The sequence below is a fragment of the Paracoccus methylovorus genome, from assembly GCF_016919705.1.
Lineage (GTDB): Bacteria > Pseudomonadota > Alphaproteobacteria > Rhodobacterales > Rhodobacteraceae > Paracoccus > Paracoccus methylovorus.
Map to the genome: position 1 here is coordinate 1,781,538 of NZ_CP070368.1, position 24,997 is coordinate 1,806,534.

The window sequence follows — 24,997 nt, forward strand, 5'->3', positions numbered from 1 at the left end:
GGGTGGATGAACTTGATCGTGGGATTCTGGCTCATCTGGCGCAGGACGCCCGCATGTCCGTAGCGGTTCTGGCGCGCCGCCTCAAGGTGGCGCGTTCCACCGTGCAGGCGCGGCTGGAGCGGCTGGAAACCTCGGGCGCGATTGCAGGTTACACGCTGCGGCTGGGTGATTCCGCGCGCGAGCATCGCATCCGCGCCACCTGCCTTCTGACCATCGAGCCGCGCGCGCAGGCGGCGATTCTGGCCCGGCTGCGCAGCCTGCCCGAGGTCGAGCGGATCCATACCACCAGCGGGCGCGTCGATCTTTTGCTGCAACTGGCCGCGATATCGACCAGCCAGCTTGACGATGTGCTGGATCAGATCGGCGGATTGACCGGCGTTCGGTCAAGCGAGAGCCTGATTCACCTGTCAACCAAGCTGGACCGCGCCACCTGATCGTGTCCGGCGCGCAACAATGTGACGATTGTGTCGCCATATTTACGCCGGTCGATCTGCACCAGCCCCGAAACGGGGGGCGGTGCGGCCGATTCTTCCCACACCACCACACCGCCGGGGGCGATCCAGCCGCCCGCCAAGGCCGATTCCAACGCGCGACCACCCAACCCCTTGCCATAGGGTGGGTCCAGAAACACCAGATCAAAGGGCGCGGCGCGATTTTCCCCCAGCCGGGTGGCGTCCTTTCGCCAGACATCGGTGACACCCATGGCGCGGGCCTTTTCGATATTGGCCCGCAGCAACGTCCGCGCCGCCACGCCGTCATCGACAAAGGCCACCCGGACCGCGCCGCGCGACAGCGCCTCCAGCCCCAGCGCGCCGGTGCCGGCGAACAGATCCAGCACCCGCGCACCGGGAACCGGATTGCCATGCGTGCCATTGACCAGCAGGTTAAAGATCGATTCGCGCACCCGGTCGGTGGTCGGGCGCAGATGCGCGGCCGCGTCCCCTTCGCCGACCTCGGCCAGTTTCAGCCCGCGCAAAGCGCCGCCGACGATTCTCATGTCCCGCACCTCATCCCAACAGCACCTTCAGGTCAGTAGCCTCTGTCACAGCCTCGGGGCTGGGCGACTTGCCCCCTTCGATCAGGCGCTTTCCGATCATATAGGCGCGGGCGTCGTTCAGCGCATCCACGGCAATCAGCCGCCCGTCGCGGAAATACCAGACCGATCCGCCACTGGCTGCGGGCCGCGTCACCACCCGGTCATAACCCTGGTTCAACCCGGCGATCTGCAACTTGGCATCGAACTGATCCGACCAGAACCATGGTTTCGGAACATAAGGGGTGGCGGTCCCCAGCATGTTTGCCGCCACCGTCTCGGCCATGTCGATGGCATTGCCGACGCTTTCCAGCCTCAGACGCCTCCTGCCCTTTTCAGCACCCAGCGGAAAGCTGGCGCAATCACCCGCCGCCCAGATCGCCGGGTCCGAGGTGCAACCGAACGCGTCCACCGCGATACCGTTGTCGATGGCCAGTTCCGCCGCCTCGGCCAGCGCGGTTTCGGGCGTGATCCCGATGCCGCAGATTACCGGATCGGCGGGCAAATGGCGGCCGTCGGCCAGTTCGACACCATCGGCGACGGTCGCTCCGGTAATGCGGGCAATGCCGGTGCCCTCGATGATCTGGACGCCGTGTGAGCTGTGCAGTTCCCGGATCATGTCGGCGGTCTCGGGCGCGGCGACGCGGCCCAGAATGCGCGGCGCGGCCTCGACCAGCGTGACCTCCAGCCCCAGTTTGCGGGCCACCGCCGCCGCCTCCAGTCCGATATAGCCGCCGCCGATCACGACAAGGCGGCGCCCGGCAATCAGCGCCGGTTTCAGACCGGCGATATCGGCAAGATTGCGCACCACATGCACGCCGGGCAGGTCGCCGCCCAGCGCCCCCGGCAGACGGCGGGGCGTGGCACCCAGCGTCAACGCCAGCGCGTCATAGGGGTATTCGCCGCGCTCTGTCACCACCGCGCGGCGCTCACGGTCGATCCGCGTCGCGCGCTGGTCCAAGGCCAGGGTAATGCGCTGTTCCTCCCACCATTCGGCGCCGCGCAGTGTCAGGCGGTCCAGCCCCATCTGGCCCAGCAGATAGGCCTTGGACAGCGGCGGACGCTGATAGGGGGGGGCCGGCTCATCGCCGATCACGGTGATCGCGCCCTCGTGCCCCAACATGCGCAGTTTCGCCGCCAGAGAGGCCGCCGCCTGTCCCGCGCCAAGGATCACGATGTTCATTCTTCGCCCTCGCTGGTTTGCCCGCGGCGCGCAGCCTATAGTCGCCCCCGGAACGATGCAATTCACGGAGGAACCGCGCATGTCCATCGCAAAAGGCGACAAATTGCCCGAAGGCAAGCTGCTGAAACCGGGCGCCAACGGCCCCGAAGACCTTGCTGCCGCCGATCTGGCCAAGGGGCGCGTGGCGATCTTTGCCGTGCCGGGCGCCTATACCCCGACCTGCACGAACGCCCATATGCCCAGCTTTGTGAAGAATGCCGACAAGTTTCGCGAAAAAGGCGTGTCGCGCGTGGTCTGCATTACCGTGAATGATCCCTTTGTCGCCGGAAACTGGGCCAAGGACACCGGCGCGACCGACGCCGGCATCGAGGTTCTGGCCGATGCCGATGGCAGCTTTACCAAGGCATTGGGAATGAACATCGAGGGTGCAGGTTGGATCAACGGCCGGTCGAAACGCTATGCCATGCTGGTCGATGACGGCACCGTCAGCGAAATTCAGGTCGAGGAATCGCCCGGCGCATGCTCGATTTCCTCGGGCGATTCGCTGCTGGATCTGGTCTGAGGCTTCAGGCGGAACAGCGCCGTGAACTGCTGTGCGGCGTCAAGGTCGCCGCGCAGCCCGATCAGCCCGGCCGAGGCCATGGCCACGGGCCCCGGGCCATAGACCGCCGCGGCCAGCGCATTGCCGCTTCCCTCCAGAACGAAATCCGCAGCCGGCGTCCGGACCGCCCGCACTTGCGGCATGCCCCGGGCGGACAACGCAACCTCGAACCCCTCTTTCCCCGATACGAATCCGCCGGTCAGGGTCAGCTCCCCCGCCCGGCTGCTGTCCACGGTGGCCGAGATCGAAATCATCAGCGCGGAAATGCTGATAAACTTGCTGGGATCGTGCCCCGGCATGATCAGCGCCCAGCGGCACAGCTCACGCAGCACAGGATACAGCGCGCGACCGGCATCGGTCAGCGCGTATAGCCCCAGCACATCGTCATGCGTCACCACCCCCGCCTGCACCAATTGGTTCAGGCGCTGGGTCAGCACGCTCGCCGTTACGCCGGGCAGCCCGGCGCGGATCATCTGGAACCGCTTGGGCACAAACATCAATTCGCGCACCACAAGCAGCGCCCAGCGGTCGCCGATGAAATTCAGCGCATGGGCGCCAAGACAGCCCTCTTCATAGCGCGTTCGCGGAGTTTTGCCGGTGCTAGTCATGTTTTCGTATTATCAGTTGCTTTTTAATACTGCAACTGCCAACCTGCGATTCATCGACGCATTTGGCGCCACAAGAGGAGGAAGAAAGATGACCTATTATTCCGGCTTCCTGCTGGCCGTTCCGACCGGCAACAAGCAGGCGTATATCGACATGGCCCAGGCAGCCTGGCCGATGTTCAAGCGTTACGGCGCCTTGCGCATGGTCGAGACCTGGGGCGTCGACGTGCCCCATGGCAAGGTCAACGACTTCTACATGTCGACCCAGGCCAAGGACGACGAAACCATCGTGTTTTCCTGGGTCGAATGGCCCGACAAGGAAACCGCCGACGCAAGCTATGAAAAGATGATGTCGGATCCCGAAATGCAGAAACCGCCGGAAATGCCCTTTGACGGGATGCGGATGATGTGGGGCGGATTCGAGCCCATCGTGGATGTGAAAGCCTGACGGAGAGCACCATGTATCACGGCAAACCCTGCTGGTTCGAACTGTCCGCCGCAAAGGATGGGCTCGACAAGGCCGACGCCTTTTATGGCAAGGTTTTCGGCTGGACGACCGCCGATTCCGGGATGGAGGGCTTTACCTATCATCTGGCCAGCCATGGCGGCGAGATGATCGCCGGGCTAATGGAAATGCCCTACGACTGCACCGATGTACCGCCGTTCTGGATGGTTTATTTCGACGTGGACGATGCCGACGCCACAGCGGCCAAGATCGGCACGCTGGGCGGCAAGGTCTTCCGCGAGCCAGCCGATATTCCGGGCACTGGGCGCTTTGCCGTGGTCTCGGACCCGCAGGGCGCGGCTTTCGGCATCCTGCAACCGGCACCGATGGACCCACAGCCCCCGGTCGAAGCCGGCGCATGGAACCAAGGCAAGGAAAGCCACGGCAACTGGATCGAGTTGATGTCCACCGACCCCGGCGCGGCTTTCGATTTCTACGCCGAGTTGTTCGGCTGGACGAAATCCACCGCAATGGACATGGGCGAGATGGGCACCTACCAGCTGTTTTCCTGGCGTGGCGGCGACATCGGCGGCATGATGGGGCTGGGCAACGCGCCCGTTCCCTGCTGGCTGCCCTATTTCGGCGTAAACGGCGTCGATGCCGCCATCACCCGTATCCGCGACGGCGGGGGAGAGGTCCTGCATGGCCCGATGGAAGTGCCCGGCTCGGCCTTTATCGCGGTGGCCCGCGACCCGCAGGGCGCGCATTTCGCCATCGTCGGGCCCAAAGACGAAACGCCATGATCCGCGCCTCGCTCATTGTACTTGTCCTCTGGGCCGCCCCCGCTGCGGCCCAGGAGGTGACGCCGGACAATATCCCGCGTGGCCAGTCGGATTATCACGCCGCCAGCGCCGGCGCTTATCGCCTGGACCCCGCGCATACGGCCGTGCTGGTCCGTGTGCCGCATATGGGCTTTTCGGTCAGCGTGTTTCGCTTTGGCGAGGTCTCGGGCAGGCTGGACTGGAACCCGGACGATCCGGCCCAGAGCAGACTTGAGGCCGAGGTGGCAATCGCCTCGATCACTACGCCGGTCGAGGGCTTTGCCCAGACCCTGACCGGCCCGGATTATCTGGACAGCGCAAAGAACCCCACGGCGCGCTTTACGGCCGACAGCTTCACAGCGGACAGCCTGACCGGGGGCAAGGTCTCGGGTCCGCTTACGCTACTGGGCCATACCCACCCTGCCACGTTCGAGGTCACGCTGATCGGCGCAGGCAAGGGCTATACCGGCGATGAGGCCGGCAATCCGGTCATCCGCGACCTGATCGGGTTGCATGCCGAAACCCGGATCGACCCGCAGGCATATGGCATGAACGCGTTTTTCACCGATCCGATCACCATCGAGATCGATGCCGAATTCGCCCGGCAGGAGTAGACCATGACGATTTCCATCACGACCTATGACTGGGTTCCCGATACGGCGGTGGGATATGTGCGCGACCTGCGCATCCGCTGGGCCTGCGAAGAGGCCGGCCTGCCCTATGACGTAGAAACCACCAGCGTGCGCGAAAAAACTCCGCAGCATTTCGCGCGCCAGCCCTTTGGTCAGGTGCCGATCCTGCGCGACGACGCGCTGTCACTTTTCGAAAGCGGCGCAATCCTGCTTTATCTGGGCGAACGCTCCGAGGTGCTGATGCCGCTCGACACCGCCGCCCGTGCCGATACTCAGCAATGGCTGATCGCCGCCCTCAATACGCTTGAGCCGGTGGTGATGGACATGGCGTTGGTGCGATTTTTCGACCACGACGCGCGGACGGAAGAACTGGCCCTGCCGCGCCTGCATGTGCGGCTAAAGCAGCTCGCCCCCCTGCTGAAGGCGCGAGACTTCATCGCCGCCGGGCGCTTTACCATCGCTGATATCATGCTGGCGGATGTGCTGCGGATCGTGGACCGCATGGGGGAACTGGCGTCTTATCCAGCACTTGCCGATTACATGAACCGCATGACCGCGCGTCCGGCGTTCCGACGCGCACATACTGCGCAGGTCCACCATTTCGCTCAGGCCGTGTGATGTTGACGCTTTATTATCACCCGCTGGCCGCCTTCTGCTGGAAACCGCTGGTGGCGCTTTACGAGGCTGGCACGCCATTTACTGCGCATATGGTCGACCTGTCCAAGCCCGAGGACGCAGCGGCGCTGGAAAGCCTTTGGCCCATGCGGCTGTTTCCGGTGCTCAAGGATGGCGAGACCGTGTTGCCTGAAAGCTCGATCATCGTCGAATATCTGGACCTGCATCGCCCCGGCCCCCGGCGCATGGTCCCTGCGGATCCCCATGCGGCGCTGCAAGTGCGGTTGTGGGACCGATTTTTCGACATGCATGTGCAGGCCGCGATGCAAGAGATCGTGTGGGACGCGTTGCGCCCCGAACCTCGCCGCGACCCGCAAACGGTGGCCGAGCAAAAGGCAAAACTTGACCGCGCCTATGCCACGGCCGACCGGCATCTGGCCGGCCGCGATTGGGTGGCGGGCGATTTCTCGATGGCCGACTGTGCGGCCATGCCGGCGCTGTTTTATGCCGGCGCTATCCATCCCTTCGATGCCCATCCGGCGCTTTCGGCCTATTTCGCGCGGCTGATGGACCGCCCCTCGGTCAGCCGGGTGATCGATGGCGCGCAACCGTGGTTCCAGTATTTTCCCTTTCACGACCGGATTCCGGCACGGTTCCTGACCTAGCGCCTCTTGGCCTTTTGCCCGCGCTTCGCTATCCCCTTTTCGATTCAAGGGGTGAGCGACATGGCCATGGACAAGAATTTCGACGCGCAAACCGCCGAGGCGCGGATCGCGCGGGAATGGGCGGCAAAGAATGCCTTCGCCGCGGGCGCCAACGCGAAACCGGGGGCGGAAAGCTTTTCGGTCGTGATCCCGCCTCCCAACGTGACCGGCAGCCTGCATATCGGCCACGCGCTGAACAACACGCTTCAGGACATCCTTGTTCGCTGGCACCGGATGCGCGGTTTCGACACGCTTTGGCAGCCGGGTCAGGACCACGCCGGCATCGCCACCCAGATGGTGGTCGAACGCCAGATGGCCCTGCGACAAGAGCCCGGCCGCCGCGATATCGGACGCGAGGCGTTCCTGCAAAAGGTCTGGGCCTGGAAACAGGAATCGGGCGACACCATCATCGAGCAGCTAAAACGGCTTGGCGCGTCGTGCGATTGGTCGCGCAATGCCTTTACCATGTCCGGCGCCCCCGGCGCGCCTGCAGGCGAAGAGGGCAATTTCCACGATGCCGTCATCAAGGTTTTCGTGGACATGTATGACAAGGGGCTGATCTATCGCGGCAAGCGGCTGGTCAACTGGGACCCGCATTTCGAAACCGCGATCAGCGATCTGGAGGTCGAGAACCGCGAGGTTCCCGGCCATATGTGGCATTTCAAATACCCGCTCGCGGGCGGCGAAACCTATGAATATGTCGAGCGTGACGAGAACGGCAACGTCACCCTGCGCGAAACCCGCGACTATGTCAGCATCGCCACCACCCGGCCCGAAACCATGCTGGGCGACGGCGCGGTGGCGGTGCATCCCGACGATGCGCGCTATGCCCCCATCGTCGGCAAGCTGTGCGAGATCCCCGTCGGTCCCAAGCAGCACCGTCGCCTGATCCCGATCATCACCGACGAATATCCCGATCCCGATTTCGGCTCGGGCGCGGTCAAGATCACTGGCGCGCATGACTTCAACGACTACGCGGTCGCCATGCGCAACGACATCCCGCTGTATGTGTTGATGGACGGCAAGGGTCGGATGCGCACGGACGGCCTGTCCTATGAGGAAAGCGCCGGCATCGCCACCGCCGCCGCGCGGGGCGAGGATGTGGACGATGTGTCGAACGTGAACCTCGTCCCCGAGGAACTGCGCGGCCTTGACCGTTACGAGGCACGCCAGCGCGTGATCGAGGCGATCACCGACGAAGGGCTGGCCGTCACCTATCTGCACAAATCCATCGACAAGGAAACCGGCGCCGAGCATCTGGAGCGTCGGCCGCTGGTCGACAACAAGCCGATCATGCAGCCTTTCGGCGACCGCTCGGGCGTGGTCATCGAGCCGATGCTGACCAACCAGTGGTTCGTCGACACGGCCAGCATCGTCGGCCCGGCGCTGGAAGCCGTGCGGTCGGGCCAGACCAGAATCCTGCCTGAACAGCATGAAAAGGTGTATTTCCACTGGCTGGAGAACATCGAGCCCTGGACCATCAGCCGCCAGCTTTGGTGGGGCCACCAGATCCCGGTCTGGTACGGGCTGGACCTGCGGCTGGAAGGTCAGGTCGAGGACGACCACGACGGCGTGCTGGACGAGGTCGAAATCTTCGCCCTGCTGGAAGAGGGGCTCGTGCATCGCGACGAGATCCATTACGCGGCCTCGGGTTTTGCCGAGGTGGCCGAAAGGTTCCGCGACTCGATCGCCGAACTGCCGCAGCCGCTGGAGATCGCCCGCATCATCGAGGTCGCGGATCGCGAGGCCGCCATCGACGCCTTCGCGCAGGGGCTGGCCGATTACAACCTGACGCAGGACCCGACCAAGCTGGTCTATCCGGTCTGGCGCGATCAGGATGTGTTGGACACCTGGTTTTCCTCGGGGCTGTGGCCCATCGGCACGCTGGGGTGGCCCGAGGATACGCCGGAACTGCGCAAATATTTCCCGACCGATGTGCTGGTGACCGGCTTTGACATCATCTTCTTCTGGGTCGCCCGGATGATGATGATGCAACTGGCGGTGGTCGATCAGGTGCCTTTCCGCACCGTCTATGTCCATGGTCTGGTGCGCGACGAAAAAGGCGCCAAGATGTCGAAGTCGAAAGGCAACGTCATCGACCCGCTGGTGCTGATCGACGAATTTGGCGCCGATGCGTTGCGCTTTACCCTGACGTCGATGGCCGCCATGGGGCGCGACCCCAAGCTGGGTCCGAAACATGTAGAGGCGAACCGCAACTTCGTCACCAAGATCTGGAACGCCACCCGCTTTGCCGAGATGAACGGTGTGAAGGGCGGCGTGACCCGGCCCGAACCGCGCCATGTCGTCAACCGCTGGATCATCGGCGAGGTCGCCCGCATCCGCCAGTCGACGGATGAGGCTCTGCAGGGCTTCCGCTTCAACGACGCCGCGACCGGGCTTTACGCCTTTGTCTGGGGCAAGGTCTGCGACTGGTATGTCGAATTCTCGAAACCACTGTTCGACGGCGAGTTCGGGGACGAGACCCGCGCCACCATGGGCTGGGTTCTGGACCAGTGCTACGCCCTGCTGCATCCCATCATGCCCTTTGTCACCGAAGAGCTTTGGGCGCTGACCGGCGAACGCGACGGGATGCTGGTGCATGGCGATTGGCCGGACTGCGGGGTCGAATTGATCGACGCCGAGGCAGACCGGCAGATGAACTGGGTGATCCAGCTTATCGAGAGCATCCGCTCGGCCCGCGCCCAGATCGGTGTGCCGGCCGGCGCCCGTCCTGACCTGATCGTGACCGAGGCCGATGCCGCGGCCCGCGCGGCACTGGCCGCCAACGGACCGCTGATCGAGCGGCTCGCGCGGGTCAATCCGCCCAAGGATGGCGCTGCGGGGCCGGGCATGATCTCGGTCGCAGCACTGGGGGCAAGCTTTGCCTTGCCGGTAGGCGAGATGATCGACGTGGCCGCAGAGACCGCGCGGCTGGAGAAATCGGCGGCCAAGGCCGAGAAGGACGCACAAGGCCTGCGGGGGCGGCTGGCCAACCCGAAGTTCGTCGAAAACGCCGAAGCCGAGGTTATCGAGGAGACGCGCGGCAAGCTTGCCGCGTTGGAGGACGACCTGACCCGGATCCGGGCAGCGCTGGCGCAATTGGCCGCGATGTGACCCCCGGCTTGTGCGGCCCGCGCTTATGGCGCGGCCGCATGGGTATTTGAACAACGAAGAAGGTCAGGGCCGCTCGGACAGGGCGGCCTTGATGCTTTCGGCGATCATCTGGGGCACCTGCGCAGCAAGGCCGACCGGGGGCAGGACAAGGCCGGGAAAGCCCGCTTGCGACAAGGCGGCGGGCAGGTCGTCAGTAACGTGTTCGGCCTGTGTGGCAAAAAGCGGCAGGCAGACCGCCTGCGTCGGTAAGCCGCGGGCGGCGTCGGTGATGAAGGGCGTCTCTTCGATGAAGCCGCAGGTCGTGGCGGCGACATGCGGGGCAAGGTTGGCTGCCATCTGCCGCGCTGCCCGGGCCGGGGCGGGCGAGCGGCCGGAGCCATGGGCAGCGATGAAAAGATGGGTTTGCGCAAGTTGCCAGCCCTGCGTCCCGGCAGCCTGGGTGATGAGGTCAAGGCAGAGCGCGGGCAGGCCCGGATCGCTGCCAAAAGGCGGCAGAACATATGCACCGGGCGCACCGGCCAGCGTCAGGCGGCGCGGCAGTTCGACCTGCGTGAACCAGCCGGTCGCCATGAACATCGGATAGATCAGGGTTTCGTCATCAGCCCGATCCAGTGCGCCGGGCATGGCGAGAGTCGCGCCCCCGACCGCCACCTGGGGTGCGAGGGCGGCGACGCTGGCTGCCAGCGACTCGATGAGCTGTTGCTGCGGAGCGGGGTCGCCGGGCTGGCCATGGGCGACGATCAGCGCCTTACGCACGGAAAGGTGCGGCGAAAGCTTCGGGAATCGCGAATTCCTCCAGCGCCCGGGCACGGGACATGGCGGACATCTTGCGTGCGGTCTTTTCCACGATGCGCTGCAGCTCGTCCGGATCGCGCCCTTCGGCGAAGGGACCCATATACCAGCGGATGAAGGTGAAGCAGGCCACATCCTCGAGCGCCTGCACCTCTTCGTCGCGTTTGATGCCTTGCTTGGTCAGCATCTTTTCCGCATGGGCAATGTCCTCGTCGCCATAACCGGCGTCACGCATGATGCCACTGATGCGAGCGGCGTGGCGGCGACCCTGCTCGGTCCGCCATGCCAGATAGCCGGCGCGGTCCATGGGATAGGCGTTGCGCGGCAGCAGGAAACGCTCGATATGCTGGCCGCGGCAGGCGATGCGCAGCGGCTCTGAGGCGTCGGGATAAAGCGCCTGCTGCTCGGCCGTCATGCGCTGGCCGTAGAGCAGCGCCTCGGGCTGGTCGTCGGCGCTCAGTTGCGGATCGGCGGAATTGGCCTTGTCGATGGCGTCGAAAGCTTTCTGAAGGCTGGTCATGCTGTCCTCGTATTTTGGGCCATCATGCCGCAGCGGCGCGTGGCGTCAACGCGGATTGCCGTCGCTGGCGCGCGAGGCTAGGGTTTCGCCCATGGAATGGGGTGAATTCGCATTGGCGCTGGCGGTCTTTCTGGGCTCGCATGTGATCCCGGCACGGCTGCGCGGGCCGCTGGTCGCACGGCTTGGGAAACGCGCCTATATCGCGGGCTACAGCCTGCTGTCGCTGGGGTTGCTTTACTGGCTGATTCTGGCGGCAGGGCGGGCACCCTTTGTCGAAATATGGCCGCAAGAGCCGTGGATGCGCTGGCTGGTCAATCTGGTGATGCCGGTCGCAGTGCTGGCGGCACTGACGGGCGGCATGGCGGGACTGATGGCCGCATTCGCGCTGTGGGGTGCGGCGCATCTGATCGCCAATGGCGATCTGGCGCATGTGATCCTGTTCGGGTTGCTGCTGATCTACGCCTGTTTCGGCCTGGCGATCAGCCTGCGGCGCGGCATCACGCTGCGGCCGACATGGCAGCGCATTGCCGTCGCCGTGCTGATCTGGGCGGCGCTTTTGCATCTGCACCCGTCCATGATCGGCGTCAGTCCCCTGCCCTGAGTTCAGGGCGGAACCCATCCGGAATACGGTCGTGGCCTTCGACGATCAGATCGGCCAGCATGACGGCAACCGCCGGCGCCATGGCCAGCCCGATCTTGAAGCCGCCGTTGGCTACGTAATGACCGGGACGTCCCGGCCATGCCCCGACCAGCGGCGCGCGAGACAGCGCGCGCGGCCGAAAACCGGCCCAACGGTCGATCACCGGCGCATCGCCCAGCACCGGGCACATCGCGCGTGCCTTTTCAATCAGCGCCTCAAGCTGGCCATCCGTGGCAAGATCGGTCGCATCGCGTTCCGAGGTCGAACCGATGGCCACCGTCCCATCGGCATGGGGCACGATATGCAGGCCATCGGCAAAGACCTGCTGCTCGGCGGACAGGTCCAACGCAAGCAGCGCCGACTGCCCCTTGACGCCATTGCCGCCAAAGGGCGCAAGCCCCGCAACACCCGTCGCCCAGATCGCAGGGGCGTCGGGGGCGGCCTGCCCCTCGATGATCTCGCCACCCTGGGCGCGGATCGCGGCGGCCAGCGCGGCACACGCACGGCGCGGACTGACACGGGCGGTCAGCCGGTCCACCAGCCACAGCCCCGAGGGTGAGGCAGGCACCAGCGCCCCCAGCGGTGCATCGGTCAGCTCCAACCCTGCCCAGTCAGGCCAGTTCGTCCGCGCTGCCTCGACACGCTCGGCCATGCGGGCCTCGGCCCCCTCGGGGACGGGCTGCAGGCGGCCAAGCCGGATATAACCGGGATCGGCCCCGCCCGCCGCCTTGACCCCGGCCCACCAATCCGCGGCCGCAATCAGGGCGTCCAGCTGCACCTGTTTCTTGGCGTTCCAGTTTTCCGGTGAATGCGGCGCCAGCGCACCGACATGGCCGCCCGAGGTCCCGGACCCGATCCGCTCTGCCTCGAACAGGCGCACCTTTTGGCCGCGCCGCGTCAGTTCCCATGCGCAGGCAAGGCCAAAGATCCCGCCGCCCGCCACCGTGATTTCGCTTGCCATTCGATCCCTTTCGCCGCATCTGCCGCTGGAAAAAGAGGAGTTAGCGCGGATGCAGCGGCCTGACCAGAGCAGCGCCGATCTGGACTGGCGCGAGGGGGCGGTTCCCGTCTCGCGCAGGTTCGACGATCCCTATTTCAGCCTGAACGGCGGGCTGGATGAAACGCGCCATGTCTTTCTGGCGGGCAACGATCTACCGCAGCGGCTGCGTCCCGGTTTTCATGTCGCGGAACTGGGGTTTGGCACGGGTTTGAACCTGCTGGCGCTAGCCCGGATCGCAACCGTCCCGGTCCGCTTTACCAGCTTCGAGGCCTTCCCGATGAGCGTTGAAGAGCTTGCCCACGCCCATGCGGCATTCCCCGAACTTGCACCGCTGGCCACCCAGTTGCGCGACGGATGGTCGCAGGGACGCTTTACCGTGGGCACGGTCGAGGTTCAGGTCCTGCAGGCCGACGCCCGTCAGGCGCTGCCCACATGGACCGGCCGCGCCGACGCGTGGTTCCTGGACGGGTTTTCCCCGGCCAAGAACCCCGAACTCTGGGGCGAGGCGCTGATGGCGCAGGTGGCCGCCCATACCGCACCGGACGGCACTTTCGCCACCTATACCGCCGCAGGCCATGTGCGCCGGGCGCTGGCAGCGGCCGGTTTTACCGTCACGCGCGCGCCCGGCTTTGCCGGCAAGCGGCACATGAGCCGCGGCAGGCTCTAACGGCGCACACGCGGAATGCGCGAGGGGGCAAGGTCGACCGGCGCATGCGGCGGGCGCCCCTGACTGCGCAGCCAAAAGGCCGACCCGCCCCGGCGCAGGAACAACGGCAACGTCAACACAACCCCGGCGGCGAAACCGGCGGCATGGGCGACATAGGCCACACCGTCATCGACCATGATGGCGCTGGACAGCAGTTGAATGCCGAACCAGACCAGCAAAAGCACCCATGCCGGAATGGTAAAGCGGCGGATGATGATAATGATGATCGCGATCACATCGACGCGCGCGCGCGGGAACATCAGCAGGTAGCCCCCCATCACCCCGGCGATGGCGCCCGAGGCCCCGACCATGGGGATCTGTCCCATCGGATCGGCAAGGATCTGTCCGGTAGCTGCCGCAAGCCCGCAGGCAAGGTAAAAGACCAGAAAGCCGAAATGGCCCATCTGGTCCTCAAGGTTGTCGCCAAAGACCCACAGAAACAGCATGTTGCCGGCGATATGCATGATCCCGGCATGCAGGAACATATGCGTCCCCAACCCCCACAGCCATTCGCCATGCGTGATCGCCACCGGATAAAGAGCCAGTCGATACCACAGCCCCATCTGCCCGCCCGCCCAGGGGACGGTCAGCAGGAACATCGCCAGGTTCAGGACGATCAGCGCATGGGTGACATATGGCGTGCGCTCAGACGGATTATGGTCACGGATCGGGAACATGGCCGCAGCCTGAAGCATCGGGCGGGGGTGCGCAAGCGGGCCTGTTCGGATCGCCGGGTCGCGTATAGCATCGGCTCCGAATCGCATCGAGAAGAGGGCCAGATGACCAGCCTGACCGACCGCAAGAATGCCGCCATTTCGCGCGGCGTGGGCATGACCACGCAGATCTATGCCGAACGCGCCGAGAACGCCGAGATCTGGGACAAGGATGGCAACCGCTATATCGACTTCGCCGCCGGCATCGCCGTGGTCAACACCGGCCACCGCCACCCCCGGGTGGTCGAGGCGGTGCGCGCCCAGCTCGACCGGTTCACCCACACCTGCCACCAGGTGGTGCCCTACGAAAACTATGTCGCGCTGGCCGAGCGGCTGAATGCGCTCGTCCCCGGCGACGGGCCCAGAAAGACCGCCTTCTATACCACAGGGGCCGAAGCGGTGGAAAACGCGGTCAAGATCGCCCGCCACTACACTGGGCGCGCGGGTATCGTCGCTTTTGCCGGGGGCTTTCACGGCCGGACCTTCCTGGGCATGTCGCTGACCGGCAAGGTCCAGCCCTACAAGGCCGGCTTTGGCCCGATGATGAACGATATCTGGCACCTGCCCTTCCCGAACGAACTTCACGGCACCAGCCAGGACGAGGCGCTGGCCGCGCTTGACCGACTGTTCAAGGCTGATATCGACCCCTCGCGCGTCGCCGCCATCATCGTCGAGCCGGTGCAGGGCGAAGGCGGCTTTTACGAAGCGCCCGCCGGCTTCATCCAGCGCCTGCGCCAGATCTGCGACCAGTATTCAATCCTCTTGATCGCCGACGAGGTGCAGACCGGCTTCGCCCGCACCGGCAAGCTCTTCGCGATGGAGCACCATGGCGTCGCCGCGGATCTTACCACCATGGCCAAGGGGCTTGGCGGCGGCCTGCCGATCAGCGCGGTGACCGGCCGTGCGGATGTCATGGACAGCCCCGCGCCGGGCGGGCTGGGCGGCACCTATGCCGGGAACCCACTGGCGGTCGCCGCCGCCCACGCAGTGCTGGACGTGATCGAGGACGAAGGGCTTTGCGAACGCGCGACCCGTCTTGGCCAGCGGCTGAAACAGCGCCTTGCCGGCATCGCGGAAACCGTTCCCGAGATCGTGGATATCCGCGGCCCCGGCTTCATGAATGCGGTCGAATTCAACGTCGCGGGTACCGACAAGCCGAACCCCGATCTGGCCAACCGCGTCCGGGAAGAGGCGCTCAACCGCAACCTGATCCTGCTGACCTGCGGCGTGCATGGCAACGTGATCCGCTTCCTCGCGCCACTGACCATCCAGGACGAGGTCTTTGACGAAGCTCTGGGCATTCTGGAAACCGCCATCCACGCCGCCCGTGCCTGAAATGCCAAGGTCCGACCCCAAGGCCGGACCTTTCGGATTTCTTCGTTGCCCAAATACCCATGCGACCGGGCAATGGGTAGCCTAGGCCAGCATTTTCGAACCCATGGCCAAAAACTTCTGCCGGCGATCCTTGATCAGTTCCGCCGGCTTCTTGCCCTCAAGCTCGCCCAGCATGACGGTGACCGCCTCACCCACGGCCTCGATCGCCTCCGCAGGCGCGCGTTGCGCGCCGCCCACCGGCTCGGTGATGATGCGGTCGATCACTTCCAGCTTTTTCAGATCCTGCGCGGTCAGCTTCAGCGCATGGGCGGCCTCGCGCATCTTCTCGGCATCCTTCCACAGGATCGAGGCGCAGCCCTCGGGCGAGATTACCGAATAGATCGAATGTTCCAGCATGGCGATGCGATTGGCAGTGGCAAAGGCCACGGCACCACCGGACCCTCCTTCGCCGATCACGACCGAGACCAGCGGGACACCGATCTGCAGACATTTCTCGGTCGAGCGGGCGATGGCTTCGGACTGGCCCCGTTCCTCGGCCCCCTTGCCCGGATATGCGCCGGGAGTATCTACCAGCGTGATTACCGGCAGGCGAAAGCGGTCGGCCATATCCATCAGCCGGATGGCCTTGCGATACCCCTCGGGCCGGGCCATGCCGAAATTGTGAAAGATCCGCGATTTTGTGTCGTTACCCTTTTCATGGCCGATGACGACACAGGGCTTGTCCTTGAATCGCGCAAGCCCACCCATGACCGCGTGATCCTCGCCAAAGGCGCGGTCGCCGGCCAGCGGCGTGTATTCGGTGAAAAGCTGCTCGATATAGTCGCGGCAATGCGGGCGTTCCGGGTGGCGGGCGACCTGCGTTTTGCGCCAGGGATCAAGCTGCTTGTAAAGATCGCGCAGCATTTCCTCGGCCTTGCGGTCCAGCGCCGTCGCCTCTTTCTCCAGATCGACGCCTTCGCCCTTTCGGGCCAGGGCCCGCAGTTCCTCGGCCTTGCCCTCAAGATCGGCAAGGGGCTTTTCGAACTCCAGGTAAGTCATGCAGGGCTCCGCGCTGTCATCCGGTCGGGTCAGGTCCGCGCCCTATATGATCGCCGAAGCCGGGGATTGCAACTTTTGCCTTACCACCGCGACAGCGCGTCCTCGTCCTCGGTCCGTGCCTCAACCCAGACGCCGGGGCCTTCCGGTCCGATCTCGCGCTTCCAGAACGGCGCGCGGGATTTCAGCCAGTCCATCAGATATTCCGCCGCCTGAAAGGCCGCTATGCGGTGACGCGCGGCAGTGGCGACCATCATGATCGGCTGGCCCACTTCCAGCCGGCCATGGCGATGTATGATGCGCCAGTCATCCAGCTCGAAACGCTCGGCCGCCTGCGCGCCATAGGCGGACAGCGCCTTTTCGGTCATGCCGGGATAGTGCTCGATCTCCAGCGCCACCAACCGGCCGCCCTCATCGCGCACCAGTCCGGAAAAGGTGACGACGGCCCCCGAACCCGCGCCGAAGCCCGCCAGTTCGGCGGCAAGGTCGAAAGGCGCGCTTTGAACCCGGGCGGCCATCTCAGCCCCCGGTCATGGGCGGGAAAAACGCGACCTCGCGCACCCCGGCCAATGGCGCATCCAGATCGGCCAGTTCCTGATCGAGTGCGACACGCACCGCCGACAGATCCGACAGCGCATGCGCATGCCATTCGTCCATTCCGGCCAGTTCCGCAACCAGATCGCGCACGGTGGCGGCCTCGGTCTCGATCCGCTCGCGCGGCTGGCCGATGCGTTCGCGCAGCCAGGCAAAGTAAAGCACGTCAAGCGCCATGGTCATCCCTCAGGAAAGGCCGGGCCTTGGCGAAGTAATCCCAGCCGGTGATCGCCGTCAGCACCGCCGCGATCCAGATCAGAATCAACCCGACCTGCGTCGCCAGATCCGACCAGTCGTCGGACCAGGGCAGGCTGGTTTCGCCGACCAGCGGCGGGCGGCCGGTTTCATAATAGTTCAGGCCGGTGCCCAGGAAAAGCACGGCGATGGCGACCATCTGCGCCGTGGTCTTCCACTTGGCCAGTTTGGTGACCTGAAGCAGCCTTGCCTTATCGCCCAGGAATTCGCGCAGACCGGACACGAAGACCTCGCGGAACAGGATCACGGTCGCAGGCAGGATCAGCCACGGGTTCATGCCGGAATAGCCGGTGATGACGACCACGGCGATGATGACCATGGCCTTGTCGGCGATCGGGTCCATGGCGGCGCCAAAGCGGCTTTCCTGCCCCCACGCGCGGGCCAGATAGCCGTCGAACCAATCGGTTATCGCGGCAATCATGAACAGCGCCAAAGCCGCGAAATCGGCAAAGGGCCGGCTGAGGAAAAAGAACATCAGCGGAACCAGCGGCGCGGCCGCAAGTCGCAGAACGGTCAGGAGATTGGGCAAGGTCCAGCGCATGGCGTCAATCTAGGACGTCGGCGCGCCGGGGGGAAGGGGCGACCGAAGCCAACGGCCAAAGCACGCCCCTAGACCGCCTGACCGGCCGCCTGCGCATCATGGTCATGGGCGCAAAGCGCATGATTGCCGAGCACCTCGATAACCCGGCATTCCGCGATGGTGTCGCTGGCGCAATGATCCAGCATACGCTGCAATTCGTCGCGCAGCACCGTCAGGCGGGCGATCCGGGCCTGGATCTCGGCAAGCTGGCGCCGGGCGATATCGTCGGCAGCAGTGCAGGGTTGGTTCGGGCGATCCGACAGGCTTAGAAGTTCACGGATCGCCTCCAGCGGAAAGCCCAGATCGCGGGCGTGACGGATAAATGCCAGCCGTTCCAGCGTGCTTTGCGCGTAAAGCCGCTGGTTGCCTGCCGTGCGTTCGGGCTCGGGCATCAGGCCGATCTGTTCGTAATAGCGAATCGTCGGCACCTTGACGCCGGTGGCCTTGGCCAGCTTGCCGATGGGGAACATAAAAAACCTCTTGAAGCTCTAGTCGCTATAGGAATTAGGTTCCGAATCACCAAAGACAAGGCCCGCCGAGGGCAGGAGAAGGGTGATGAACACAGAACAGGCGCAACGGCACGAATGGACGGTGACGGGCATGGATTGCGCGTCCTGCAGCGCCAAAGTGACGCGGGCCGTCGAGCGGCTGCCCGGCGTCGGCGACGTCAGCGTCGCGCTGATGGCCGAGCGGCTGTCGCTGACGCTGAAACCCGGCACCACCGCCAGCGAAGAGATCGAGGGCATCGTCCGAAAGCTGGGCTACGACATCATGCCCAAGGGACAAAAGCCATCCGCCGGGAATACTGCGGTCCCCCAATCCGCCGCCACACATAATCATGACCACGATCATCGCCACCACCATGGCGACGCCAGACATGACGAACGCTGGTATCGGTCGGGCAAGGGCCGGCTGGTGATCCTGACCGGCGCGTTGCTGGTGGTGGCATGGGGGTTTGAGCTGCTGACCTCGGCCGAGGCGGGCTATTGGGCGTTTCTCGCGGCCTGCCTGATCGGGGTGGTCCCGGTCGCAAGACGCGCCTGGGCCGCGCTGCGCATGGGCCAGCCCTTTACCATCGAGGCGCTGATGACCATTGCCGCACTTGGCGCGCTTATCATCGGCGCGGCGCAAGAAGCGGCCTTGGTGGTCTTTCTGTTCGCCGTGGGCGAGGTGCTGGAAGGCGTCGCCGCCGGCAAGGCCCGCGACGGCATCCGGGCCTTGGCTGACCTAGTGCCCAAAACCGCGCTGCTGGATGACGGCGGCACCATCCGCGAAGTCCCCGCCAGCCTGCTGGAGATCGGCCAGACGGTGCTGGTCCGGCCCGGCGACCGCATCCCCGCCGATGGCGATATCGTCGAGGGCATCAGCGGCATCGACGAAAGCCCCGTGACCGGCGAAAGCGTGCCGCAAAGCAAGGGACCGGGCGAGCCGGTCTTTGCCGGCTCGATCAATACCGAGGCCGCTCTGCGCATCCGCGTGACCCGGCAGCCCTCGGACAACACCATCGCCCGCATCGTCCGACTGGTCGAGGAAGCCGAAGAAGCTCGCGCCCCGACCGAGCGTTTCATCGACCGTTTCAGCCGCTGGTACATGCCCGCCGTGGTCGCGGGGGCCGCGCTGGTCATGCTGGTGCCACCGCTGGGGTTCGGCGCCGACTGGGATACGTGGATCTATCGCGGGCTGGCCCTGCTGCTGATCGGCTGTCCCTGCGCGCTGGTGATCTCGGTTCCTGCCTCGATCGCCTCGGCGCTGTCATCGGGCGCGCGGCACGGCCTGCTGATGAAGGGCGGCGCAGTGATCGAGGCGGCGGCGAATGTTCGCCACGTGGCGCTGGACAAGACCGGCACGCTGACCCATGGCCAGCCGGCCGTGACCTGCCTGCTGCCCGTGCCCGACGTTACCGAAGCCCGGCTGCTTGCCACCGCGGCCGGGGTCGAGGCCGGGTCCAGCCATCCGCTGGCCCAGGCTATCCTGCGCCGCGCCGCCGAGGCGGGTATTGCGCCTCTACCTGCCCGCGACGCCCGCGCCCTGCCCGGCAAGGGGGTCGAGGCGGTGTTGGGCGAATCCCGTGTCTGGGTCGCCTCACCCCGCCATGCCGCCGCACTGGGCGGGCTTCACGACGAGGCCGCGGCAGTGGCACTGGAGGCAAAGGGCATGACGGTGGTGGCCGTCCTTGACGAACGCCAGCCCCTTGGCCTGATCGCCATGCGCGACGAGCCGCGCCCGGACGCTGCCGAAGCCATGCGCCAACTGACAGCCATGGGCGTGACACCCCTTATGCTGACCGGCGATAACCCCCGCACCGCTCAGGCCATCGCCGGCACGCTCGGAATCGACTTCAGGGCCGGGATGCTGCCCGAAGACAAGCTGGCCGCAATCCGCGAAATGGCCGCCAAGGGGGGCGTGATGATGATCGGCGACGGCATCAACGACGCCCCTGCGCTGAAGCAGGCAAGCGTCGGCGTCGCCATGGGATCGGGCACGGATGTCGCGCTGGAAACCGCGGATGCGGCTATTCTGCGCAACCGGGTCGGCGACGTGCCGGCGCTCATCCGGCTGGCGCGCGTCACGATGGGCAACATCCGGCAGAACATCACCATCGCGCTGGGGCTGAAGGCGGTGTTTCTGGTGACCTCGGTGCTGGGGATCACCGGCCTGTGGATCGCGATCCTTGCCGATACCGGGGCCACGGTGCTGGTCACGCTGAATGCGCTGCGCCTGCTGGGACATGACCCCAATGCCTCTGCCCGGTGACATGCGCAGCAGCCTTTCCGTGCGATCATGCCGTCAAGGACACAGGCGGGGCTGTTTGCCCCGCTTGCCAAAGCGTGATCCTTGGGTCAGTCCGCATCGCCCTTCGTGATCCCGGGCAGGAGCCGATAGAGGTTTCGTTCGGAAATCCCCAGTGTTTCTGCCATTTCCCGACGATTGCCGCCCGTGGTTTCCAGCAGCAGGCGCAGATATGCATCGCGCAGGCTCTCCAGCGTGGGGGCTTGTGGGAAACGCAGCACCACCTGCCCGTCCTTGACGGCGACCGCCCCGGTATCCAGACCCAGATGCGCGGGCTCGATCCCGTCGGCGCCGGCAGAAAGGATCAGCGAGCGTTCGATCGCATTGGACAGTTCCCGAAGGTTGCCGGGCCAGCTATGGGCAAGCATCGCCTTTTTCGCAGCATCCGAGAAATGTTTCGGCGTATTGCGCTGAAAGCTGCGGTTTTCCAGGATCTCCTGTGCCAGCAGCAGGATGTCCTCGGGCCTTTCGGCAAGAGACGGCAGGCGGATGGTAAAGGCCAGCATCCGAAACAGCAGTTCGGAGCGTTGCGGCCCGGCCTTTGCGATCTCTTCCGGCGAAAGGGCGCTGCCAAGGATGAAACGCGCCCTGCATGGCAGTTGGGTGGTCGTGCCCACCGGCCGGTAAGAGCCGCTTTCGATCACCCGCAACAGCCTGACCTGCAAATCCAGACTTAGCCGGTCGATGCCTGAAAGATAGATCGTGCCGCTGTCCCCTGCGGCCAGCAGCCCTTCGGTCCGCGCCACTCCCTTTCCTTCGGGGCGGACCAGACCAAAGATTTCCTCGGCATCCAGTCCTCCTTCGCAATCCGCGGAAACGAAGCGGCCGTTCGAACGCGGCGACAGGCTGTGCAGCGCCAGCGCCACGCGTTCCTTGCCCGCCCCCGCCGCACCAAGAACCAGAACCGGCGTTTCGGCCCCGGCAAAAAGCGAAATCAGGCGCTGCACCTCTAGGATCTGGGGGGAGCTTCCGCCGACAGGCTGGTTTTTCCCGGCCAAGGCGCGGCTTTGCCAGAAGGCCAGATCGCGGCGCAGGTCGGCCGCATCGAAAACCCGGCGCAGCGCCAGCTCCAGCGTCTGCGACGTGGCGGGCTTTACAAGGAAATCCAGCGCGCCGGCCCTGACCGCCTGCACGGCCTGATCAATCGTGCCCACCGCGGTCAACACGATGGCGGGGCAGTATTCGCGCAGTTCAGGCAGAAAGCTCATTCCATCGCTGTCGGGCAGGCGCAGATCAAGAATAGCAAGATCGGGCCTGAAATAACCAAGAGTTTCCAGCGCTACGGCACGGGAAAGCGCACCAAGCGCCTCATACCCCAGACGGCCAAGCTGTTCGACCAGAAGCCGGTTTAGGGTCTGATCATCCTCGATCACCAGAATGCGGCGTCTGTCGGGTAACTGTGTCATCGCGAGCCTTCTTCCTGGCGTGCATCTGGATCGGGAAAGCGGATCGTAAACACCGTGCCTTGGCCAAGCGTGCTTTCCACCGCGACGCTTCCGTTCCAGCGCGTGATGATGCTTTGCACGATGGCAAGGCCAAGGCCGCGACCGGACGTGCCATCGGCCCGGCGGGTCCAGAACGGCAGGAAGATGCGCGTAAGATCCGACGGCGCGATACCAATACCTTCGTCGGCAATGACAAGCACGACGTCCCTGCCGTCGGATCGGGCCGTGATATGGACAGTGCCGCCGTCAAGCATGGCATGGAACGCGTTCAGCACAAGGTTCGTCACCAGCATCCGCAGATCGCTTTCCGAGCCAAGGAACCGCAGGCCCGGCTGGATATCGACGACCTCCTTCGCGCCCGCCTGCCTGGCCTGAAAGGACAGGATCGCCAGCGCCTCGGGCACGATCCGGTCGATCTCGACCAGGATCGGCTCTTCAGAAGGCGGCATGCTCAGCAGCATCAGGCTGTTGGTCAGGGTCAGCGTCCGGCGCATTTCTTCGCCGATCATCCTCAGCCGCCCGGCGGCTCCGGGATTGTCGCCCGCGCCCAGATCGCTCTGCGCGGCATCGACCAGCAACGAGATCGAGGACAGCGGGTTGTGGATTTCATGGGCCAGTCCGGCAGCCAGCAGACCGATTTCAGAAAGCCTTTGTTCCTGACTAAGCCGGGCCTGCTGGTCAAGATCACGGATCGCCTCGACGACGCAGGCGGTGCTGCCGCCTTCCCGCACCAGCACAAGCGTCGCGGCAGCAAGTTCTACATGCCGTTCCTCGCCCCCCGGTGCCTTATGGATCTGCCGGCAATTCAGTGGCAACCGCCCGTTTGCCGCCTCGGCCACCGGGCAAATCACCAGCGTATCAGGGCACGGGGAACTACGTTGATGGGAAAGCTTGTAGCAAGGCTGCCCGATGACACCTGCATGAGAAAGCCCCGATTGCGCTACATAGGCCGCATTGGCCATCAGGACGCGATAGTCCGGCCCAATGACGCGAATGCCATCCGGGATCGCGTCGATCACCGATTGCAGTGTTTGCCCCGCGGCATCCAGCCGGCCCATCGCCTCTTGCAGTCGGGCTGCCATCCGGTTGAAGCCTGCGGAAAGCGTCGCGATCTCGTCCTGCCCCGTAACCGGCAGCCTGTGGTCCAGATGGCCTTCGGCAAGGGCGCGGGTTCCGGCCTCGATCCGGGCGACGGGGTTGATGACGGTGCGTCGCAGCACCCACCAGCTTGCGGCAAGGCTGGCAAGGGTGACGGCAAGCCCTGCAAATGCAAGAACCACGGCGGTTTTACGCGATTCCGCCTGAAGCTCGCCTTTGGCAAAGTCGATGACGAGAATGCCGTTGACGGGATGCTCTTCGACAGGGCCGTGACAGGATTGGCAGGCCGCGCGGTTGGGAACGGGCCTGATCGCCCGCAGGATGTCGGGCTGGTCAGGCAGCGCTTTGGCCGAGGGTATGCGGTCGGCAAGCGCGCGGCGAATCTGTTCGGTATCCAGAACTTCGCTGGCCAATGCGGGCGGCGAGGCAAAGCGGACCTCAAGCTCGGGGTTCAATACGCGAACAGCACTTATGTCGGGCTCGTGCCCCAGAGCCGAGATGATCGCGGCAAGTCCAGGCAGGTCGCGCTTGAGCATCGCATTTTCCAGCGTGGCATGGAAAAGCGCCGAAAGCTGGATCGCCGCTCGCTCCTGTTCGGCTGTGATCCGCGTCCGGTAAAGGCCCGAAAGCACAACCAGAAAGATCAGCGACAGGATCAAAAGCACCATGGCCAGCGTGCCGACCATCCGCCGCTGAAGGCCGCCGACCCTTCGGGATATGCCGGTCATCGTCGTGGAAACCTGCCCTGCCATCACTCAAGAACCTGAAACAGCCGTTTGTGATGGCCGGTGCGGTCGCAGACGGGGCAAATTCCGTGCGCCGCATAAGGGCCAAGGGCAGGAACATGCACGTTCACGCCGCAGCCCCTGCAGCGAAAACCGACCAGCGCCACTGGCTGGGGCGCGGCAGACAGATGACCAAGCCGGATCGCATTTTCGCCGCATAAATCACAACATAGCCCGCAGTCGTTACAGGTGGCCGGGTCGACAACATACTGCATTTCGCCGTCCCCCGACTTGACACGGCTCAAGCTTGCGGTCGGACACAGCGAAATACAGGCGTCACAACCGGTGCAGCGGCCCGGATCTATCAAGGGGACGTTGACGTAAAGCGTATCTGGCCCACAGGACAGCGATTGCAGCCGGGCCAGCGGCGGTGCACTCGCCGCCCCCATGGGCAAGGCGGAAAGGCCGAAAAGCCTGCGGCGACCGGCATCGGTCGCAGTACCGGGGCCTATCCGCGTTGTGCGGCGGGGTGGTTCCCCGGCCCGTTCAAGCAGCAGCCCCGGCAGTTTGCGCGACGCCAGCAGGGCATTCAGCGCAGCAACATGGCGGTGAACGGACAGCCCCGCGCCATCGGGACATGCGGCGCAGTCGCCGGTAAGGCAGGTGATCCGCCGCAACCCCTGCAACCAAAGGCGCGTCAATGCCGCAAGACCCAAAGCCTGAAGGCAAAGCGCATCGCCGCCCTTGCCCTGCGCATGACGGGAACAGGCAAGCCACCCCTCGGCCCCCGGTCGTGACAAAGGCTCGGGACACTCGGCACCGTCAAGCGTGACAGCCCCGCTGGGACAGGCGGCACCACAACCCCCGCAGCCGGAACAGGCAGCGGCATCCAGTTCCAGACCATCCTCTCCAGTCGTCAGGGCCTTGCTTGGGCAGGCCTCGACGCAGGCCGAGCAGGTCGAGACGTCAAACCGCGACAACACGCATAATTCAGCGTCGATCTGGGGAATGGCCAC

Annotated in this window: 27 protein-coding genes; 12 read left to right on the forward strand and 15 right to left on the reverse strand. The window is 65.0% G+C overall.

Features of this window, described 5'->3' with window-relative positions:
- Positions 1-2: 2 nt before the first annotated feature.
- Complete coding sequence (locus JWJ88_RS08880; RefSeq protein ID WP_011748606.1) at positions 3-434, forward strand: Lrp/AsnC family transcriptional regulator; 432 nt, start codon at positions 3-5, stop codon at positions 432-434.
- Here JWJ88_RS08880 and rsmD read toward each other — a convergent pair.
- On the reverse strand, positions 401-997 hold the full coding sequence (gene rsmD / locus JWJ88_RS08885; protein WP_205293748.1) for a 16S rRNA (guanine(966)-N(2))-methyltransferase RsmD: 597 nt from the start codon (positions 995-997) through the stop codon (positions 401-403). The genes JWJ88_RS08880 and rsmD overlap by 34 nt on opposite strands.
- 10 nt (positions 998-1,007) lie before the next feature.
- Positions 1,008-2,216: an NAD(P)/FAD-dependent oxidoreductase gene (locus tag JWJ88_RS08890; RefSeq protein ID WP_205293749.1), complete on the reverse strand. Its 1,209-nt coding sequence runs from the start codon at positions 2,214-2,216 to the stop codon at positions 1,008-1,010.
- 79 nt (positions 2,217-2,295) lie between these two features.
- On the opposite strand from JWJ88_RS08890, the gene JWJ88_RS08895 reads away from it, so the two are divergent.
- A complete protein-coding gene (locus JWJ88_RS08895; protein WP_205293750.1) occupies positions 2,296-2,778 on the forward strand; it encodes a peroxiredoxin in 483 nt (160 codons plus the stop codon).
- Here JWJ88_RS08895 and JWJ88_RS08900 read toward each other — a convergent pair.
- Positions 2,712-3,425, reverse strand: coding sequence for a winged helix-turn-helix transcriptional regulator (locus JWJ88_RS08900; protein WP_205293751.1), 714 nt, complete (start codon positions 3,423-3,425; stop codon positions 2,712-2,714). The two genes, JWJ88_RS08895 and JWJ88_RS08900, sit on opposite strands and share 67 nt — an antisense overlap.
- Before the next feature lie 88 nt (positions 3,426-3,513).
- Between JWJ88_RS08900 and JWJ88_RS08905 the strand changes: the two genes are divergently transcribed.
- From JWJ88_RS08905 to JWJ88_RS08930, 6 genes are read left to right on the forward strand one after another with little or no spacing between them, the layout of a single operon-like run.
- Positions 3,514-3,870 carry a DUF1428 domain-containing protein gene (locus JWJ88_RS08905; RefSeq protein WP_205293752.1) on the forward strand — a complete coding sequence of 119 codons (357 nt, stop codon included), beginning with the start codon at positions 3,514-3,516 and terminating at the stop codon, positions 3,868-3,870.
- Positions 3,871-3,881: 11 nt separating this feature from the next.
- Complete coding sequence (locus JWJ88_RS08910) at positions 3,882-4,670, forward strand: VOC family protein (protein ID WP_205293753.1); 789 nt, start codon at positions 3,882-3,884, stop codon at positions 4,668-4,670.
- Positions 4,667-5,302, forward strand: a complete 636-nt coding sequence (locus tag JWJ88_RS08915) for a YceI family protein (protein ID WP_205293754.1) — start codon at positions 4,667-4,669, stop codon at positions 5,300-5,302. The genes JWJ88_RS08910 and JWJ88_RS08915 overlap by 4 nt, the downstream gene beginning before the upstream one ends.
- A 3-nt stretch (positions 5,303-5,305) precedes the next feature.
- Positions 5,306-5,938, forward strand: coding sequence for a glutathione S-transferase family protein (locus JWJ88_RS08920; protein ID WP_205293755.1), 633 nt, complete (start codon positions 5,306-5,308; stop codon positions 5,936-5,938).
- The gene (locus JWJ88_RS08925) at positions 5,938-6,600 is read left to right on the forward strand and encodes a glutathione S-transferase family protein (RefSeq protein ID WP_205293756.1); all 663 of its coding nucleotides are present in this window, start codon (positions 5,938-5,940) and stop codon (positions 6,598-6,600) included. The genes JWJ88_RS08920 and JWJ88_RS08925 overlap by 1 nt, the downstream gene beginning before the upstream one ends.
- Positions 6,601-6,660: 60 nt before the next feature.
- Positions 6,661-9,753, forward strand: coding sequence for a valine--tRNA ligase (locus tag JWJ88_RS08930; RefSeq protein ID WP_205293757.1), 3,093 nt, complete (start codon positions 6,661-6,663; stop codon positions 9,751-9,753).
- 63 nt (positions 9,754-9,816) lie between these two features.
- Here the strand turns inward: JWJ88_RS08930 and JWJ88_RS08935 are convergent, their stop codons facing one another.
- Complete coding sequence (locus tag JWJ88_RS08935) at positions 9,817-10,509, reverse strand: sirohydrochlorin chelatase (protein ID WP_205293758.1); 693 nt, start codon at positions 10,507-10,509, stop codon at positions 9,817-9,819.
- Positions 10,502-11,065, reverse strand: a complete 564-nt coding sequence (locus JWJ88_RS08940) for a DUF4202 domain-containing protein (RefSeq protein ID WP_205293759.1) — start codon at positions 11,063-11,065, stop codon at positions 10,502-10,504. The genes JWJ88_RS08935 and JWJ88_RS08940 overlap by 8 nt, the downstream gene beginning before the upstream one ends.
- 91 nt (positions 11,066-11,156) lie before the next feature.
- Here JWJ88_RS08940 and JWJ88_RS08945 point away from each other — a divergent pair, with 91 nt between their 5' ends.
- Entirely contained in the window at positions 11,157-11,666 is a 510-nt protein-coding gene (locus tag JWJ88_RS08945) for an NnrU family protein (RefSeq protein WP_205293760.1), read from the forward strand.
- Here JWJ88_RS08945 and JWJ88_RS08950 read toward each other — a convergent pair.
- Positions 11,650-12,666, reverse strand: a complete 1,017-nt coding sequence (locus JWJ88_RS08950) for an NAD(P)/FAD-dependent oxidoreductase (RefSeq protein ID WP_205293761.1) — start codon at positions 12,664-12,666, stop codon at positions 11,650-11,652. The two genes, JWJ88_RS08945 and JWJ88_RS08950, sit on opposite strands and share 17 nt — an antisense overlap.
- Before the next feature lie 49 nt (positions 12,667-12,715).
- Here JWJ88_RS08950 and mnmD point away from each other — a divergent pair, with 49 nt between their 5' ends.
- The gene (mnmD, locus tag JWJ88_RS08955; protein WP_205293762.1) at positions 12,716-13,372 is read left to right on the forward strand and encodes a tRNA (5-methylaminomethyl-2-thiouridine)(34)-methyltransferase MnmD; all 657 of its coding nucleotides are present in this window, start codon (positions 12,716-12,718) and stop codon (positions 13,370-13,372) included.
- Here the strand turns inward: mnmD and JWJ88_RS08960 are convergent.
- On the reverse strand, positions 13,369-14,088 hold the full coding sequence (locus JWJ88_RS08960) for a rhomboid family intramembrane serine protease (RefSeq protein WP_205293763.1): 720 nt from the start codon (positions 14,086-14,088) through the stop codon (positions 13,369-13,371). The genes mnmD and JWJ88_RS08960 overlap by 4 nt on opposite strands.
- Positions 14,089-14,190: 102 nt before the next feature.
- Here JWJ88_RS08960 and JWJ88_RS08965 point away from each other — a divergent pair, with 102 nt between their 5' ends.
- A complete protein-coding gene (locus JWJ88_RS08965; protein WP_205293764.1) occupies positions 14,191-15,459 on the forward strand; it encodes a 4-aminobutyrate--2-oxoglutarate transaminase in 1,269 nt (422 codons plus the stop codon).
- Positions 15,460-15,540: 81 nt separating this feature from the next.
- Here JWJ88_RS08965 and JWJ88_RS08970 read toward each other — a convergent pair whose 3' ends face one another.
- The 5 genes from JWJ88_RS08970 to JWJ88_RS08990 form a co-directional block, all read right to left on the reverse strand.
- Positions 15,541-16,497: an acetyl-CoA carboxylase carboxyltransferase subunit alpha gene (locus JWJ88_RS08970; protein ID WP_205293765.1), complete on the reverse strand. Its 957-nt coding sequence runs from the start codon at positions 16,495-16,497 to the stop codon at positions 15,541-15,543.
- Between the two features lie 80 nt (positions 16,498-16,577).
- Positions 16,578-17,012 carry a molybdenum cofactor biosynthesis protein MoaE gene (locus JWJ88_RS08975; protein WP_205293766.1) on the reverse strand — a complete coding sequence of 145 codons (435 nt, stop codon included), beginning with the start codon at positions 17,010-17,012 and terminating at the stop codon, positions 16,578-16,580.
- Position 17,013: 1 nt separating this feature from the next.
- Positions 17,014-17,265, reverse strand: coding sequence for a molybdopterin converting factor subunit 1 (gene moaD, locus JWJ88_RS08980; protein WP_205293767.1), 252 nt, complete (start codon positions 17,263-17,265; stop codon positions 17,014-17,016).
- Complete coding sequence (pgsA, locus tag JWJ88_RS08985) at positions 17,255-17,884, reverse strand: CDP-diacylglycerol--glycerol-3-phosphate 3-phosphatidyltransferase (RefSeq protein WP_205293768.1); 630 nt, start codon at positions 17,882-17,884, stop codon at positions 17,255-17,257. The genes moaD and pgsA overlap by 11 nt, the downstream gene beginning before the upstream one ends.
- Positions 17,885-17,952: 68 nt before the next feature.
- Positions 17,953-18,393 (reverse strand): MerR family transcriptional regulator, encoded by a 441-nt coding sequence (locus JWJ88_RS08990; RefSeq protein WP_205293769.1) that lies wholly within the window; start codon positions 18,391-18,393, stop codon positions 17,953-17,955.
- Positions 18,394-18,478: 85 nt separating this feature from the next.
- Here JWJ88_RS08990 and JWJ88_RS08995 point away from each other — a divergent pair, with 85 nt between their 5' ends.
- Positions 18,479-20,677 carry a heavy metal translocating P-type ATPase gene (locus JWJ88_RS08995; protein WP_205293770.1) on the forward strand — a complete coding sequence of 733 codons (2,199 nt, stop codon included), beginning with the start codon at positions 18,479-18,481 and terminating at the stop codon, positions 20,675-20,677.
- An 86-nt stretch (positions 20,678-20,763) separates the two neighbouring features.
- Here JWJ88_RS08995 and JWJ88_RS09000 read toward each other — a convergent pair whose 3' ends face one another.
- From JWJ88_RS09000 to JWJ88_RS09010, 3 genes are read right to left on the reverse strand one after another with little or no spacing between them, the layout of a single operon-like run.
- Positions 20,764-22,119, reverse strand: coding sequence for a sigma-54-dependent transcriptional regulator (locus JWJ88_RS09000; protein WP_205293771.1), 1,356 nt, complete (start codon positions 22,117-22,119; stop codon positions 20,764-20,766).
- Positions 22,116-24,008, reverse strand: a complete 1,893-nt coding sequence (locus JWJ88_RS09005) for a sensor histidine kinase (protein WP_205293772.1) — start codon at positions 24,006-24,008, stop codon at positions 22,116-22,118. Before JWJ88_RS09005 ends, JWJ88_RS09000 begins: the two co-directional genes overlap by 4 nt.
- Positions 24,008-24,997, reverse strand: coding sequence for an indolepyruvate ferredoxin oxidoreductase subunit alpha (locus JWJ88_RS09010; RefSeq protein WP_205293773.1), 990 nt, complete (start codon positions 24,995-24,997; stop codon positions 24,008-24,010). Before JWJ88_RS09010 ends, JWJ88_RS09005 begins: the two co-directional genes overlap by 1 nt.

What these genes read in the sequence shown, in the direction of transcription:
- rsmD (WP_205293748.1), bottom strand. Translation starts at nt 997, where the DNA reads ATGAGAATCGTCGGCGGCGCTTTGCGCGGGCTGAAACTGGCCGAGGTC.
- JWJ88_RS08890 (WP_205293749.1), bottom strand. Translation starts at nt 2,216, where the DNA reads ATGAACATCGTGATCCTTGGCGCGGGACAGGCGGCGGCCTCTCTGGCG.
- JWJ88_RS08895 (WP_205293750.1), top strand. Translation starts at nt 2,296, where the DNA reads ATGTCCATCGCAAAAGGCGACAAATTGCCCGAAGGCAAGCTGCTGAAA.
- JWJ88_RS08900 (WP_205293751.1), bottom strand. Translation starts at nt 3,425, where the DNA reads ATGACTAGCACCGGCAAAACTCCGCGAACGCGCTATGAAGAGGGCTGT.
- JWJ88_RS08905 (WP_205293752.1), top strand. Translation starts at nt 3,514, where the DNA reads ATGACCTATTATTCCGGCTTCCTGCTGGCCGTTCCGACCGGCAACAAG.
- JWJ88_RS08910 (WP_205293753.1), top strand. Translation starts at nt 3,882, where the DNA reads ATGTATCACGGCAAACCCTGCTGGTTCGAACTGTCCGCCGCAAAGGAT.
- JWJ88_RS08915 (WP_205293754.1), top strand. Translation starts at nt 4,667, where the DNA reads ATGATCCGCGCCTCGCTCATTGTACTTGTCCTCTGGGCCGCCCCCGCT.
- JWJ88_RS08920 (WP_205293755.1), top strand. Translation starts at nt 5,306, where the DNA reads ATGACGATTTCCATCACGACCTATGACTGGGTTCCCGATACGGCGGTG.
- JWJ88_RS08925 (WP_205293756.1), top strand. Translation starts at nt 5,938, where the DNA reads ATGTTGACGCTTTATTATCACCCGCTGGCCGCCTTCTGCTGGAAACCG.
- JWJ88_RS08930 (WP_205293757.1), top strand. Translation starts at nt 6,661, where the DNA reads ATGGCCATGGACAAGAATTTCGACGCGCAAACCGCCGAGGCGCGGATC.
- JWJ88_RS08940 (WP_205293759.1), bottom strand. Translation starts at nt 11,065, where the DNA reads ATGACCAGCCTTCAGAAAGCTTTCGACGCCATCGACAAGGCCAATTCC.
- JWJ88_RS08945 (WP_205293760.1), top strand. Translation starts at nt 11,157, where the DNA reads ATGGAATGGGGTGAATTCGCATTGGCGCTGGCGGTCTTTCTGGGCTCG.
- JWJ88_RS08950 (WP_205293761.1), bottom strand. Translation starts at nt 12,666, where the DNA reads ATGGCAAGCGAAATCACGGTGGCGGGCGGCGGGATCTTTGGCCTTGCC.
- mnmD (WP_205293762.1), top strand. Translation starts at nt 12,716, where the DNA reads ATGCAGCGGCCTGACCAGAGCAGCGCCGATCTGGACTGGCGCGAGGGG.
- JWJ88_RS08960 (WP_205293763.1), bottom strand. Translation starts at nt 14,088, where the DNA reads ATGTTCCCGATCCGTGACCATAATCCGTCTGAGCGCACGCCATATGTC.
- JWJ88_RS08965 (WP_205293764.1), top strand. Translation starts at nt 14,191, where the DNA reads ATGACCAGCCTGACCGACCGCAAGAATGCCGCCATTTCGCGCGGCGTG.
- JWJ88_RS08970 (WP_205293765.1), bottom strand. Translation starts at nt 16,497, where the DNA reads ATGACTTACCTGGAGTTCGAAAAGCCCCTTGCCGATCTTGAGGGCAAG.
- JWJ88_RS08975 (WP_205293766.1), bottom strand. Translation starts at nt 17,012, where the DNA reads ATGGCCGCCCGGGTTCAAAGCGCGCCTTTCGACCTTGCCGCCGAACTG.
- moaD (WP_205293767.1), bottom strand. Translation starts at nt 17,265, where the DNA reads ATGGCGCTTGACGTGCTTTACTTTGCCTGGCTGCGCGAACGCATCGGC.
- pgsA (WP_205293768.1), bottom strand. Translation starts at nt 17,884, where the DNA reads ATGCGCTGGACCTTGCCCAATCTCCTGACCGTTCTGCGACTTGCGGCC.
- JWJ88_RS08990 (WP_205293769.1), bottom strand. Translation starts at nt 18,393, where the DNA reads ATGTTCCCCATCGGCAAGCTGGCCAAGGCCACCGGCGTCAAGGTGCCG.
- JWJ88_RS08995 (WP_205293770.1), top strand. Translation starts at nt 18,479, where the DNA reads ATGAACACAGAACAGGCGCAACGGCACGAATGGACGGTGACGGGCATG.
- JWJ88_RS09000 (WP_205293771.1), bottom strand. Translation starts at nt 22,119, where the DNA reads ATGACACAGTTACCCGACAGACGCCGCATTCTGGTGATCGAGGATGAT.
- JWJ88_RS09005 (WP_205293772.1), bottom strand. Translation starts at nt 24,008, where the DNA reads ATGGCAGGGCAGGTTTCCACGACGATGACCGGCATATCCCGAAGGGTC.